The following is a 13295-nucleotide window of genomic DNA, read 5'->3' as shown; positions in this document are numbered from 1 at the left end:
TTAGTGGTTTATATGAATACTGGAAATCAATTAATAAAGATTGTGTTAACTTTTAGTGCGGTTTGCACATAACAAGGCGCTGAACCGGGACAGCCACTACGTGGCTGCCTGTTAGCTAGGCGTTATATGCCATTATTTACACTAATGTTTGAGTACGAAGGCGGTTCATACATGATGCAGTCTAAATCTGTATCAATTGAATCAGCAGCAGCTGATTGCATTAGTAATTGGTGCATTGAAGATACAAAGCATAAATTCAGTAATGATGAAAAGTCTCAATTATTGGCTCAAATTAGCACCGCAGATTTATTTGAGCTTGAGGGTTTAATTAATACCTGGGCTATTGGTAGAATTAAGTTACGTGGCAAGGATATATTGTTGAAAATGGTAAAAACTGATGCAAGCATATAACAAGTCACTTAAATTGGACGCCGCAAGCGGCGCCGTTTAGTTCAAACGTTAAGTGGTAAAAAAGGAATTAAGGAAAGTGGTAGAAGCACGTATCAAATTAATGAGCATTGATGATGGCGGACGCAATCACGCACTACCAAAAGATGTAAAATTTGGCTGTCCTTTAAAAATTAATAATTCATATTTTGATGCACGGTTTATATACGATACAAAGCATGAGATAAAACCAGGTGATACATTCACAACAGAATTGCTGTTTTTATCCCCTGATCTTGTTTTACCACAAATAAATGTTGGTACTGAATTCGAACTATGGGAAGGTAAAATTATTGGTTATGGTCAATTTACCAAAATATAAAAAAGCACTTAACAAGGCAAGGCATGCAGGACCTCCAAAGCTTCGCTTTTCCGGCCCATGCTTGCAACGTTATACGCCCACATAAAGAACAATGAACATAGACATTGAGGAGCTAAGGAAATCCAGTTCTAAGCTAGAAGGCAATCTGTCTGGTTTGTATTTTCTATTTGACCAAGATGAACTCGTCTATATCGGCAAAGGTTGGAATTGTCTTCTTCGTGTTGCAGAGCACACAAGAAAGGATTCAGATAAAGAATTTACTTCGTGGGAATATATTCATATAGAGAGTAAAAAGGAATACAGCGCGTTAGAAAAAAAGTTAATTAAAATGCATACCCCAAAATACAACAAAACTTACAAAATCGTATAACAAGTACTGGCATGATTATTTCGCGCGTAGCGCGCTCTATTAGGCTCGCGTAATCGCTCGCAAGTGCCGCAGGTGTTAAGCTGCTAAAACATCCCACATCACTCAAGCCCTGGCCAACAATTTCAGCATAAAGATCATATTTCTAAGAGTAGCCACGAAAGTCCGCCTGATATTTATCATAACCCATTGATTCTAAACAACTAATTATCAAGTTGTGCTGACTTGTTAAGCAGCGTATAATTCGCGCTCATTTTCACCTCCTTGCTGAACCTGTGAGACGTACAGGTCGGCTACTAATCCAAAAGGAAAAAACAATGCGTCATTATGAGATTGTGTTTCTGGTCAATCCTGGTCAGAGCGAGCAAATGCCTGCGTTAGTAGAACGCTATCAAGGCATCATTACCAGCGAAGGTGGCAAGGTTCACCGTTCCGAAGATTGGGGTCGTCGTCAATTGGCTTACCCTATCCAAAACTTTCACAAAGCCTGTTACTGGTTGTTCAATGTTGAGTGTGAGCAAAACACGCTTAACGAACTCACCGAAGCGTTCCGCTTTAACGATCATGTGATGCGTCACATGGTGGTACGTCGTGATGAAGCCATCACTGATGTGTCGGTTCTGGCTCAAGAGAAAGTTAAAGAAGACGAGCGTAAAGCCAAAGCGGCTGCCACGCTTGCCGAACAACCTGCCGAGTCTGCGCCTGCAGATTCTGAAGAATAAGGAGAACGCACATGGCCTACGCACCACGTCGTCGCAAGTTCTGCCGTTTTACCGCAGACAAAGTGAAAGAAATTGATTACAAAGATATTGGCATGCTCAAATCGAATGTTACTGAAACCGGCAAGATCGTACCGAGTCGTATTACCGGCACCAGTAATTTCTACCAGCGCCAGTTAGCCACCGCAGTAAAACGGGCACGTTATCTTGCCTTGTTGCCTTACTGTGATAACCACGAGGTATAAGCAGCATGGAAGTCATACTCCTAGAAAAAGTTGAGAATCTTGGCGCCATGGGTGACAAGGTCACGGTAAAAGCCGGTTTTGGCCGCAATTACCTGATCCCGCAACGCAAAGCCAAATTGGCGACCGCTGAAAATCTGGCTGAATTCGAAAAACTGCGTGCAGAACTCGAAGCCAAAGCCAAAGCCGAACTGGATACTGCAACCGCGCGTGCCGAACAGCTGTCTAAACTGACTCTTGAAATTGGTGCAAACGCCGGTGAAGAGGGCAAGTTATTCGGTTCTGTTGGAACCGCGGATATCGCCAAGGCTTGTACGGATGCCGGAGTTCCGGTTGATCGCAAAGAAGTACGTCTCAAAGACGGCGCGATCCGTGAGCTGGGTGAATTCACCGTTGGATTGCATTTACACGTTGATGTGGATGTTGAAGTACCGGTCAAGGTGGTACGCGAAGCCGTTTAATTGGTCTTTGTATCCTGAAAAAACGGCGCCTGGTGTGCCGTTTTTTTATGCCCAAAATTCGCAAAAACCCGTATAAGTTAGCCGGATACGACTTTTGCACAGTATGTTCACACACAACCCACAGACACATGTGATAATCTGCAAATTGAATACTTTCACCCCGTAAACCCGGTCAAATTCCTATGCACGACCCACGCGATATTCCCGATTATCCTGCTAATGTCAGTGATATGCCTTTTAGTGATAATTCCAGAGAGAATCTGAGCCATTTGCGTGTGCCCCCGCAATCCCTGGAGGCCGAACAATCGGTGCTGGGCGGTTTAATGCTGGAAAATGATGCTTGGAATGAAGTGGGCGAAAAACTCATGGCCGGCGATTTTTATCGCCAGGACCATGCCAAGATCTTTGCGGCGATTGCGCATCTGGCCGAGCTCAGCGAACCTTTTGATGTCATCACGGTGTCGGATTATCTGGAAAAGAACAATGAACTGTCTCAAGTGGGCGGATTGGCGTATCTGGGACAATTGGTCAAAGACACTCCGAGTGCCGCCAACATCAAAGCCTACGCCAAAGTGGTCACCGAGCGCTCTACCTTACGCGCCCTCATCAAAGTGGGCAGCAGTATCACCTCAAGCGCGTACGAGACCGAAGGGCGTGAGATCAAACATCTGGTCGATGACGCCGAGCGCATGGTATTTAACATCGCCGAACGCAATAGCCGCTCGGGCAAAAGTTATGTGGAAGTCAAAAATGTTCTAGGCCCGGTGTTCAATCGCCTCAAAGAACTGGAACAATCCGACAGTCAATACACCGGTCTGGTGACCGGTTTCACCGAATTCGATAACCTGACCTCGGGATTACAAAAAGGTGACTTGATCATTGTGGCGGGTCGACCGTCCATGGGGAAAACCACCCTGGCGGTCAATATGGCGGAACACGCGGCCATTGGACTGGGCGAATCGGTCGTGATCTTTTCCATGGAGATGTCGTCCGAGCAACTGGTCATGCGCATGATCTCCTCACTGGGCCGCATTAATCAAACCCGCTTGCGGGCCGGGCGTTTACAGCCCGAAGACTGGAACTCGGTGAGTTCGGCCATGAGTCTGTTGAAAAAGTCCAAGATCTTTATTGATGATACCCCGGCCATGTCGCCCAACGAGATCCGTGCGCGTGCCCGCCGCATCAAACGCGAACATGGCCTTGGACTGGTGATGGTGGATTATTTGCAATTGATGCAAGTGCAGGGCGGTTCGGAAAACCGTGCCACCGAAATATCGGAGATCTCGCGCAGTCTTAAAGCGCTTGCGCGTGAACTGGAAGTTCCGGTGATCGCCTTGTCGCAATTGAATCGTAGTGTCGAGCAACGCCAGGATAAAAAACCGGTTTTGTCTGATCTGCGCGAATCCGGTGCGATCGAGCAAGACGCCGATGTCATTACCTTTATTTATCGCGATGATTTTTATAACAAGGACCCGAGTAATCCACGCAAGGGCCAGGCGGATATCATTATTGGTAAACAACGTAATGGCCCAACCGATACCGTGGTTTTAAAATTCCTGGGCGAATACACCAAATTCGAGAATTTCATTCCCAACGATTATCCGGATATAGATTACTTGCCGGATTAAGTGTTCAATTGACTAGAATGAAAAGCCCTCCAGTTGAAGCGGCGTGTAGCGCCCGCATTAATACCGCAGCACTCAGGCACAACTACGCACGTTTACAAAAAATGGCGAAAGGTGCAAAAGTATTGGCCTTGCTCAAAGCCAATGCCTATGGACACGGACTGCTCAATGTGGCTCGTGCTTTACCCGACGCGGATGCCTTTGGTGTGGCGCGCCTGGAAGAGGCCGTGTGGTTACGTGAGGCGGGCATCGAGCAGCGCATCGTGATTCTGGGCGGGGTGCACACTCCCCATGAATGGCGTGTGGTTGACCGCATGCAACTGGATGTGGTTATTCATCAGTTGTCTCAATTACAAGCTTGTGAAGATTTTTGTTCGGGCCTGAATGATTCTCAACAATGCGGTTTTGCGGTATGGCTAAAGTTTGATTCCGGCATGCATCGCCTAGGACTCGACTTGTCAGTGCTTCAAAATGTTAAGGCACGCGTTAATCAGTTACAGAAATTCTTCTCCAAACCTGTGATTGTGATGAGCCATTTGGCCAACGCCGATGATAGTCAGGATCCGTTCAATCAGGCACAGGCACACGCATTTGACAGTATTCGCCAGGCATTCTTGCAAGATTCCGGTTCGCAAGACTATCAATTCAGTTTGCAAAATTCCGGTAGCTTGCTGGCCGGGGCAGACATCAGTGAAGACTGGGTGCGGCCCGGTATTGCCTTATTCGGTATCGCACCTTTCGAACAACAAACCGGGCGTGAATTCGATCTAAAACCGGTGATGAGCCTGGAATCCAGACTCATCGCGATTAAAACGGTAAAAGCGTCAGAAGCCGTGGGTTATCGGCAGAACTGGAGAGCTGAGAAAGACACTCGAATAGGTATCGCAAGTATTGGATATGGTGATGGTTATCCCTGGCAAGCGTCTAATGGCACACCGGTTATGGTGGACGGAGTTGAGTGTCAATTGGTTGGTCGTGTTTCCATGGATCTAATTACGATCGATCTAACGAATCAGCCGCAAGCCCGTTTGCAATCCAGGGTACAACTCTGGGGAGATGAGTTAGCGGTCGAAACTGTAGCCGAGTGTGCGCAAACCATTCCGTATACCCTGGTATGTGGAATTACTCAGCGTGTGGCAAATGAGGTGGTTTGATTACAAATTTGATTGCATCAACAATACCAAGCAGACATAAAAAAACCGGACACTTAGTCCGGTTTTTTTATGTTGATCAATATTTGTGGATCAATCGTCGATCAGGAAAAAGCCCATTTTTACCCCGGCTAATTCAATGACATCATTATCATTGAGCGGTTTGGCTTGCGGGCCGATTGGATCGCCATTAACCACCGGGTAGTTTCCGGCTTTGCCGCTTTCGACATGAATAATAAAATAACCTTCCGAGCGACGACTGATTGCAGCCACTTGAATATTGGGTTGACCGAGTGTGGTCAATGCCTTGGTCAGTATCAACTCTTTACCGGCAAATTTGCCGCTCAAAACCTGAAGTTTGCCTTTAGGTAACTTGGCCGGTTTCGATGCCTCAATAGGTGCAGCTTCCGCATCCATACTGGCCACGGCTTTATTTACCGAGTCAAGGCTTGGAGCATTCGGTTGTTGGGCAGAGCCGGGACGAATGATCATGGTGCGTTCAAACTCGTCGGGATCGGCCTGATCATCGTGAGCATCGTCAACGTAACGTAACTGATGCTGCCCGATGGTGATGACGTCACCGTGTTGCAAGGCGTGCTTTTTGACCAGCTTGCCATTCACGTAGGTTCCGTTGGTGCTGTTCAAGTCTTCCAGGAACGAATCGTTCAAGATGTTTATGATCAGCGAGTGGTGTCCACTCACGGCAGTATTGTCAACACGCACATCATTGTCAGGAAGACGACCGATGGTATAGCGTTCTTTTGTCATGTTGTATTCAGCGAGAACTTTTCCGTCCAGGCTAAGGATCAAACGAGCCATTATTAATTCCTATTTTCTTTGTTATCCAAACAGTTATCAGAACCAGCTAACGAGTTTCTTAAAAAAGCCTCTACTGGCTTCAAAAGATTTCACAACCTGGATAAGACTGACCGTGATGTTATCGCGGCCCCCGTGTTCATTGCTTAATTCGATCAATTGTTTAGCAGCAATATCAAGATTATCACTAAACGTCCTGATAGTTAAGTGAATATCCTCATCCTCGAGCATATCAGAAAGACCATCTGAACAAAGCAAATAGATATCGCCAACCCTGACAATATCCTCCATTATGTCAACTTCCACCGAATTATCGACGCCCACAGCCCGGGTCACATAGTTTTTGTTCAAGGAGCGAGCCGCTTCTTCCTTGGAGTAAAAGCCTCGTGATACCAATTCTTGTAACAAGGAATGGTCGGTGGTTAATTGTTCAAAATTACCGGCACGCAATCGATAGCAACGCGAGTCACCCACATGAGCGATCGATATCCGGTTGTCAAAGAACAGGCAGGCGACTACCGTGGTACCCATGCCATGATATTCGTCTTTACTATTGGCGGTCTGGTAAACGATCTTGTTTGCGCGCTTGACCGAATCTCGTAAAACGATACTTTCCCAGGTAAATCCGGTTTCAGAATCAATTTGCGCGGTTTTTTCCAGTTTACCCAGTCCTGCCTTAACCATTTCTACAACGGTACGGACGGTAATCTCTGAAGCAATTTCACCGGCGTTATAACCACCCATGCCATCGGCAAGCACAGAAACCCCGTACTCCAGATCATGATCCAGAGCATCTTCATTTAATTCACGCACACGACCGGGGTGCGTAAGTCCTATGTGATGTACTTTTCCGTTTATATTCATGGATTTAAGTTGTATTTTTCAGGCTATTTTTGCAGTCTTCCAGTGCTTTTGCAAGCTCGGATGCTGTTTGATATCGATCATCGGGGTCTTTTTGCAAAAGTTTGCTAATTATGCGAGCCAATTCATCCGGCAGGTCTGGTCGAATTGCGTCAAATGGAATCGGGTCTTCCATGGTGATCTTGTACAACAAAGTTGCCATGGTATCGGCTTGAAACGGCAGTTTGCCGGTGAAAAGTTGATAAATGGTTGCCCCGAGCGAGAACAGGTCAGTGCGATGGTCCACGCGCTTGCCAGTAATTTGTTCCGGAGACATATACGATGGCGTACCGAGCACTTGCCCGGTTTGGGTCAGGTGAGCGTCTTGCAAGCGCGCAATGCCAAAATCGGTCAGGTGCACAGTATTTTCTTTGGAATCGTAAATAATGTTGGATGGTTTTACATCACGATGTACAACTTTGTTTTCATGCGCGTAATCCAGTGCCTTGGCCATGCGAATGGAAATATCCATAATGGTTAAATTGTCCAGTTGGTCATTCTTTATCCTGGATTCAAGTGACTCGCCATTCAGGTATTCCATGGCAATGTAGATCAGGTCGGTTTCTTCCCCAATGTCATAAATGGTAATAATATCGGGATGATTGAGCAGACCGGCCGTTTTTGCTTCGGTCAGGAATCTGGCGCGCATCTTGGCAATGACTTTTTGGTCATCCCCGCTGAAGTTTTGAACTTTAATGGCCACCGTCCGGTTAATCGTAGGATCCTTTCCGGCATACACAATACTCATCGCACCTCGCCCGATCTCACGCTCCAGTTCATAGCGACCCAGGCGGGGCTTTTCGATGTCGGCATTGCTGTGCAATAAACTGGTTAAGCGTGAACCGGTATCAAAGGATTGCTGGGTGCTGTTCATGGCCATAGTTTTGGTCTGATGCAAGCGTTTGGGAACATCGAGATGCTCAGCATCAATTTTCATCAAGTGTTCGTAGACAGTTGATGCTTTTGCAAATTGACGCTTGCGTTCGTATTCGATGCCCAAATTGTACAAAGGTGCGAGCATTTTGTTATCCGGAGTACACGCCAGAAATTTTTCGAATGCCAGATCCAGTGCGCCTTGATTCTGGAAGGCCAGCCCCAGTTGCAGGTTGGTTTCATTGCGTTCAAGTCCAAGTCGCGCGTAATTGCTTTCACGCTGGCGCAAATTGATAATGCTCAACAAGATCATGCACCACAGCAAGAAAAACATAGGTGTCACGAGTTTGTACCAGTAGGAAAACTCAAGTGAGCCAAACTCAAACACCAAAAGCATCAGCGCCGTGGAAACGGTAAGAATGATATTGGTCAGTAATTTAAGCCGGTGAGCAATGAACACTACATAAATTGCGATGAGTAAATAGATAACAACTTCTGTAATGCGTTGATTGTTGCCGCGACGTACCCAGTCATCATTCAGCATGCTGGAGGAGGCATGTGCAAGATATTCCACCGGGGCAAGATTTTGACCGGAACTGACTTTAACGCGTGGCGTAATGCCTGCAGCGGTCAATCCAAACAATACGATCTTGTTTTCAAAACTCTTATCGGGAATTGACTCGGTAAACACATCATAAAAACTGTATTGCTCAAACAGATCGCTACGTTGGCCGGAATAAAAACGCGTATACAGGTTTCCGGTATCCGGAAAATTCAAGCTGCGATCTGCAAGTTGCAATTGCCCCTGCGGGCCTGTGGTGAGTTGCGTTGGCAAAAATACGGGATTGTTTTGAAAGCGATCTTCCGTATTTACGGTATGTTGTAAATGTGTGCGCAATGCGAGTGACGGAATTAATTTATCGCCAAGTGGCCAGAAAAATTTTTCTTTACGCACTACGCCATCACTTGAAGGAGTTTTATTGACATGACCGATACTTGCCGGAACGTGCATGATCTCGGATATAGGCAATTTTAATTTATACGCCTGTTCATTCAATTCAAAATCAGAAGCGGTGAAATTCTGAATCAAAATCTTGGGTAACTGGTTATCCGGTACGTCCAGAGAATGTGAGTCGGCATCGATAGGATGCAGTTGTAAAGGTAGAATTAATTTATTGGATTGCGCGATGTTAGTGATCTGTTTTTGCTCGTCATCGACCAGGGCAAGAATGTCATCCATTTTTTCTTGCAACAAATTTAAAACCGGATCACTGGAATTGCCATTGCTCTCGAGTAAAGCCTTGCGCAAGTTGATCTCTTCCTGCATATCCAGCAATACGCCGGTACTGTCGTCCTGGGCAAACTGGGCTAACTGGTTGGTGGAGACGAGAATGCTGGGATTGCCCTGGATAATATAATCAAAAGTTTTTGCGATCAGGTCAGAAGAAATAGGCCATTCGCTGATCTTCTCAACGCTGTAATCATCAACCGTGATGAGCACAATGTCTTCGTTCACCAATAATTGATGGCTGCGCATGTGAGCATCAAAAACCCGGTTCTCCATGTTCTGGAAAAACCCCGACGCCAGCAAGCCCGCAACAATGGCGAAGCTCAGGCAGCAGATCAATCCGTTTCGAAGAGAACGTCCTAGACGCATGAATGTGTTTTTCCCGATTTTCTATTTTTGTTAGGCATGAATTGCGATTGTGCAACTCAGGCTGGTTATAATGCGGTGCTTGTATTGCAACTGGCAAGCCAGCACAGCTTATGCAAGTAAAATCCTGATTTAACACAAGATTATAGCTTATACAGTCAAGGCTACCTAGGATTGCGTGAGTAATCTGATACCTGGCTCACAATTTAAGGGATTTAGACCAAAACAATTATGAAAAACAAGACCCAGTTCATATGTAGCGCCTGCTCGAGTGCCTTTCCGAAATGGCAAGGCCAGTGTGGTGAATGCGGCCAATGGAACAGTCTGGAGGAGATTAACGCTCCGGCACGGGGCTCCAAAGGGCCGCGTAATCAGTACGCGGGCGCCAGCCAAACCAGTACTTTGGCCAGTATTCAAGCTGGTCCGGACAGTCTACGCTGGTCCAGTTGTGACCCTGAACTTGATCGAGTTTTAGGCGGTGGCTTGGTGGCGGGCTCAGTGGTGTTGCTGGGTGGGGACCCGGGAATCGGAAAGTCGACCTTATTGCTTTCAACCGCCGCCGCGATCGCCCAAACCAGGCCTGTGTTGTATGTCAGTGGTGAAGAATCTTTACAGCAGATCGCCTTGCGCGCCAAGCGCTTGAATATCCCGGACTGCCAAGACCTGATACTCATGGCCGAAACGCGTCTGGAAATCATTCTGCAGCAACTGGAAAAAACCCGACCAGCCTGTTTGATCATCGACTCCATCCAGACATTAGCCACGAATGAATCGGGTAGCGCGGCTGGTACGGTTTCACAACTACGCGATTGCACCGCGGCCTTGGTGCAGATCGCCAAACTAAAAAATATCGCCGTAGTCTTGATCGGTCATGTAACCAAACAAGGTCAATTGGCCGGGCCACGGGTACTGGAGCACATGGTGGATACGGTGTTGTATTTTGAAAGTGACCCGAGTAGTCGTTATCGCTTTATTAGAGCGGTGAAAAATCGCTTTGGTGCGGCTGATGAATTGGCGGTTTTTGCCATGCTTGAATCCGGTCTTAAACCGGTAACTAACCCGTCGGCAATTTTTTTACAACATCGAAGTCAGGCGGTTCCCGGCAGTGTGTACTTTGCCAACCGTCAGGGAACGCGGCAATTGTTGATCGAGATCCAGGCCCTGGTAGACCAATCTCCCTTGCCCCAGGCCAAACGCATTGCGGTGGGGCTTGATACACAACGTTTGAATATGCTGTTAGCGGTCATGCATCGCCATACAGGCCTGGCTTTGTTTGGTCACGATGTTTACCTGAATGCGGTTGGTGGGCTGAAAGCCAACGAAACGGCATCCGATCTTGCAGTAATTATGTCGGTGATGTCAGCTTACGATGATCGCCCGTGGCCTCCGGGATGTTGCGCTTTTGGCGAAGTCGGTTTGTCTGGCGAGGTCAGGGCGGTTCCGTATGGGCAGGAACGTCTGGAAGAGGTGCAACGGCAGGGGTTCTCGGTGTGTGTTCTACCAAAAAATAACCAACCCAAAAAAGCCATTAAAGGATTGCGTTGTATTGCGGTGGAACACGTTTCCATGTTGCAAAACTTAAAGCAGGAATTTCTTTCTAGCTGAATGCATCGAATTTGCTCGCTAAAGTAAAAAGTCTAAGAAATTCAGACAATTAATTGTTAAAATGGCGCGCTATAGGCGATGGGTCGATAAGTAAAAAATCAATGAAATCAGCAATTAAAGCATTCTTGTTAATAGTTAATCTCGCATGGGTAGCAGCTGCAGCACACGCTGAACCCTGGTTACACGCGGGCGATACATTATTGCGGCATGACATTACCATGCTTGCCGACGCTGGTGTGATCACGTCGCCCATCAGTACCTGGCCGCTCTCGGTCGCCAGTGTCGATGCTGATCTGCAGAGATTTACCGCCACACAAAACCTCAATCAGTCGCAGCTGGATTCACTCAATCGACTGCAACGCAAAATAGAACGCGAAAAAAATCTGCAACAAACACGCCGCACGGTGTCGGGAGCAGCGAGTCGCGAAGTGCCTTTAGTCAGATCTTTTAGTGATATAGCGCGTTCCGATCTCGAGGTTGGTGCATCAATCTCGCAATTAAGCAATCGTTTTGCTTTTCGTATTGATGTGCAATTGGCGGATAATGCCAAAGACGCCAAAAACGTACGCCTGGATGGCTCGTATGTGGCCGGCGTGTTTGGAAATACCATTATAAGTGCCGGCGCTGTGGATAAATGGTGGGGGCCGGGTTGGCAGGGCAGTTTGATCTATTCGAATAATGCACGTCCCATTCCCGGGATCGCGCTGCAACGTAATTTTGTTAAGCCTTTTCAAAGTAAATGGCTGAGCTGGATGGGCCCCTGGAACTATATGATCACCGCGGGTCAGCTGGAAAGTGATCGGGTTATTCCCAATCCCTATCATCTGGGGATGCGACTGACCTTTAAACCCAGGTACAATCTGGAGATCGGCTTAAGCCGTACCGCCCAGTGGGGCGGTGATGGGCGACCAACCACCTCAGACAGTTTACTGGATCTCTTGTTGGGGCAAGACAATCGCGGTTCTGACGGATTGGACGCCAGTACAGAACCGGGTAATCAGCTGGCGGGCTTCGATATTCGCTGGAAGCAGGGCTTATTGCCCATTGATCTAGCACTCTACGCACAAGCCATTGGCGAAGACGAGGCCGGAGGTTTTCCAAGTCGTTACATGGGGTTGGTTGGAATGGAGCACAGTCAGACAATATTCAACAAGAACCTCAGAGTCTGGCTGGAATACGCCGACACGGCCTGTGATTTTTTAGAAAGCAAACCCAAATTGAATTGTGCCTACACGCACAGCATTTACCAGAGTGGCTATCGGCATCGCGGTGAATCTATAGGTCATGCGATTGATGGTGATGGACGCTCCTTGAGCTTTGCAGCAATTCTGAGTGATGATTCACAAGTTGACTGGCAAATGCAATTGCATAAATTGAATTTAAATCGGGCGCCGGATAATTTCCATTCCAAATCCAATGTTCCTGTTGATGGTTTTCAGTTTGAATTGGCGCGTACCTCGAACAACGCCTGGGGGCGTGTACGTGGCAATATCGGCTACCAGGACTTTGATGTTCCGCGTGATGATGTGTCTGGCTTAATGATCGGACTTGAATTCACAAAACATCTGGATTAATTATTTAACATTTTACACGGTCGCGTAATTAGCAACAGTCGACTTATTGGTAACAAACCTATGAAAAAAACTCTTTACATACTTATCTTTATAGTGGCGCTTGGCTTTCAGAGTAACATGACAAATGCCGCAATCCCTGATCTGGACTCGGTCTCGGAACAGCAAAAACTGGCCATATTAAAAAGTCTGTCCGACAGCGATAAGGAAATCCTGCTTGAGCAATTGCAAAAAGAAATGGGTAAGGGTGAAGGTCAGCCATTGGAGCAGCCTGACGTGGTCTTGCCATTGCCCGGGGATGACACGCAAGAGCAAGCGGACGATGCTGAAAACGATAAAGACCAACAGGAAGCCGAGGAAAAATTACAACAAGAATGGTTGACTGAGTGTGAAGCAGAAAACAGCGATCTGGTCTTGGTAGAAAATTACGATGCTTTAATTTCAGATTGTTTGGCCACAAGAGAGTACCAGGCAGAAGTGGCAGAGTTAGAGCCCTTTGGTTATGACCTGTTCTCAGGCGTACCCACCACATTTGCGCCGGT

14 protein-coding genes are annotated in these 13295 nt (G+C 47.0%); 11 read left to right on the top strand and 3 right to left on the bottom strand.

Going from position 1 to position 13295, the window contains the following annotated elements; translation table 11 throughout:
- The first annotated feature begins 126 nt into the window (after positions 1 to 126).
- From HKN88_02915 to alr, 8 genes are all read left to right on the top strand, one after another.
- Positions 127 to 411, top strand: a complete 285-nt coding sequence (locus HKN88_02915; protein ID NNC97004.1) for a hypothetical protein — start codon at positions 127 to 129, stop codon at positions 409 to 411.
- A 76-nt stretch (positions 412 to 487) separates the two neighbouring features.
- On the top strand, positions 488 to 769 hold the full coding sequence (locus HKN88_02910) for a hypothetical protein (protein NNC97003.1): 282 nt from the start codon (positions 488 to 490) through the stop codon (positions 767 to 769).
- Positions 770 to 860: 91 nt separating this feature from the next.
- A complete protein-coding gene (locus tag HKN88_02905) occupies positions 861 to 1139 on the top strand; it encodes a GIY-YIG nuclease family protein (protein NNC97002.1) in 279 nt (92 codons plus the stop codon).
- 314 nt (positions 1140 to 1453) lie between these two features.
- Complete coding sequence (gene rpsF / locus HKN88_02900; protein NNC97001.1) at positions 1454 to 1858, top strand: 30S ribosomal protein S6; 405 nt, start codon at positions 1454 to 1456, stop codon at positions 1856 to 1858.
- An 11-nt stretch (positions 1859 to 1869) separates the two neighbouring features.
- Positions 1870 to 2100, top strand: a complete 231-nt coding sequence (rpsR, locus tag HKN88_02895; protein NNC97000.1) for a 30S ribosomal protein S18 — start codon at positions 1870 to 1872, stop codon at positions 2098 to 2100.
- 5 nt (positions 2101 to 2105) lie between these two features.
- Positions 2106 to 2558, top strand: coding sequence for a 50S ribosomal protein L9 (gene rplI / locus HKN88_02890; protein ID NNC96999.1), 453 nt, complete (start codon positions 2106 to 2108; stop codon positions 2556 to 2558).
- Between the two features lie 230 nt (positions 2559 to 2788).
- A complete protein-coding gene (dnaB, locus tag HKN88_02885) occupies positions 2789 to 4186 on the top strand; it encodes a replicative DNA helicase (protein NNC96998.1) in 1398 nt (465 codons plus the stop codon).
- Positions 4187 to 4203: 17 nt separating this feature from the next.
- Positions 4204 to 5337: an alanine racemase gene (alr, locus tag HKN88_02880; protein NNC96997.1), complete on the top strand. Its 1134-nt coding sequence runs from the start codon at positions 4204 to 4206 to the stop codon at positions 5335 to 5337.
- 90 nt (positions 5338 to 5427) lie between these two features.
- Here the strand turns inward: alr and HKN88_02875 are convergent, their stop codons facing one another.
- From HKN88_02875 to HKN88_02865, 3 genes are read right to left on the bottom strand one after another with little or no spacing between them, the layout of a single operon-like run.
- Positions 5428 to 6153, bottom strand: coding sequence for an FHA domain-containing protein (locus tag HKN88_02875; GenBank protein NNC96996.1), 726 nt, complete (start codon positions 6151 to 6153; stop codon positions 5428 to 5430).
- Between the two features lie 36 nt (positions 6154 to 6189).
- Positions 6190 to 7014 (bottom strand): Stp1/IreP family PP2C-type Ser/Thr phosphatase, encoded by an 825-nt coding sequence (locus HKN88_02870; protein ID NNC96995.1) that lies wholly within the window; start codon positions 7012 to 7014, stop codon positions 6190 to 6192.
- 4 nt (positions 7015 to 7018) lie between these two features.
- The gene (locus HKN88_02865) at positions 7019 to 9580 is read right to left on the bottom strand and encodes a protein kinase (protein ID NNC96994.1); all 2562 of its coding nucleotides are present in this window, start codon (positions 9578 to 9580) and stop codon (positions 7019 to 7021) included.
- Positions 9581 to 9805: 225 nt separating this feature from the next.
- Here HKN88_02865 and radA point away from each other — a divergent pair, with 225 nt between their 5' ends.
- The 3 genes from radA to HKN88_02850 all read left to right on the top strand — a co-directional run.
- Complete coding sequence (gene radA, locus HKN88_02860) at positions 9806 to 11182, top strand: DNA repair protein RadA (protein ID NNC96993.1); 1377 nt, start codon at positions 9806 to 9808, stop codon at positions 11180 to 11182.
- A gap of 101 nt (positions 11183 to 11283) precedes the next feature.
- A complete protein-coding gene (locus HKN88_02855) occupies positions 11284 to 12756 on the top strand; it encodes a capsule assembly Wzi family protein (GenBank protein NNC96992.1) in 1473 nt (490 codons plus the stop codon).
- Positions 12757 to 12873: 117 nt separating this feature from the next.
- Positions 12874 to 13295 (top strand): hypothetical protein (locus HKN88_02850; GenBank protein ID NNC96991.1); only part of this gene is annotated, 422 nt, incomplete at its 3' end.

Source organism: Gammaproteobacteria bacterium (assembly GCA_013001575.1).
Taxonomy (GTDB): Bacteria; Pseudomonadota; Gammaproteobacteria; order Steroidobacterales; family JABDMI01; genus JABDMI01.
The sequence above is the reverse complement of the archived record's forward strand: the minus strand, read 5'-3'. Positions and strand labels throughout refer to the sequence as shown.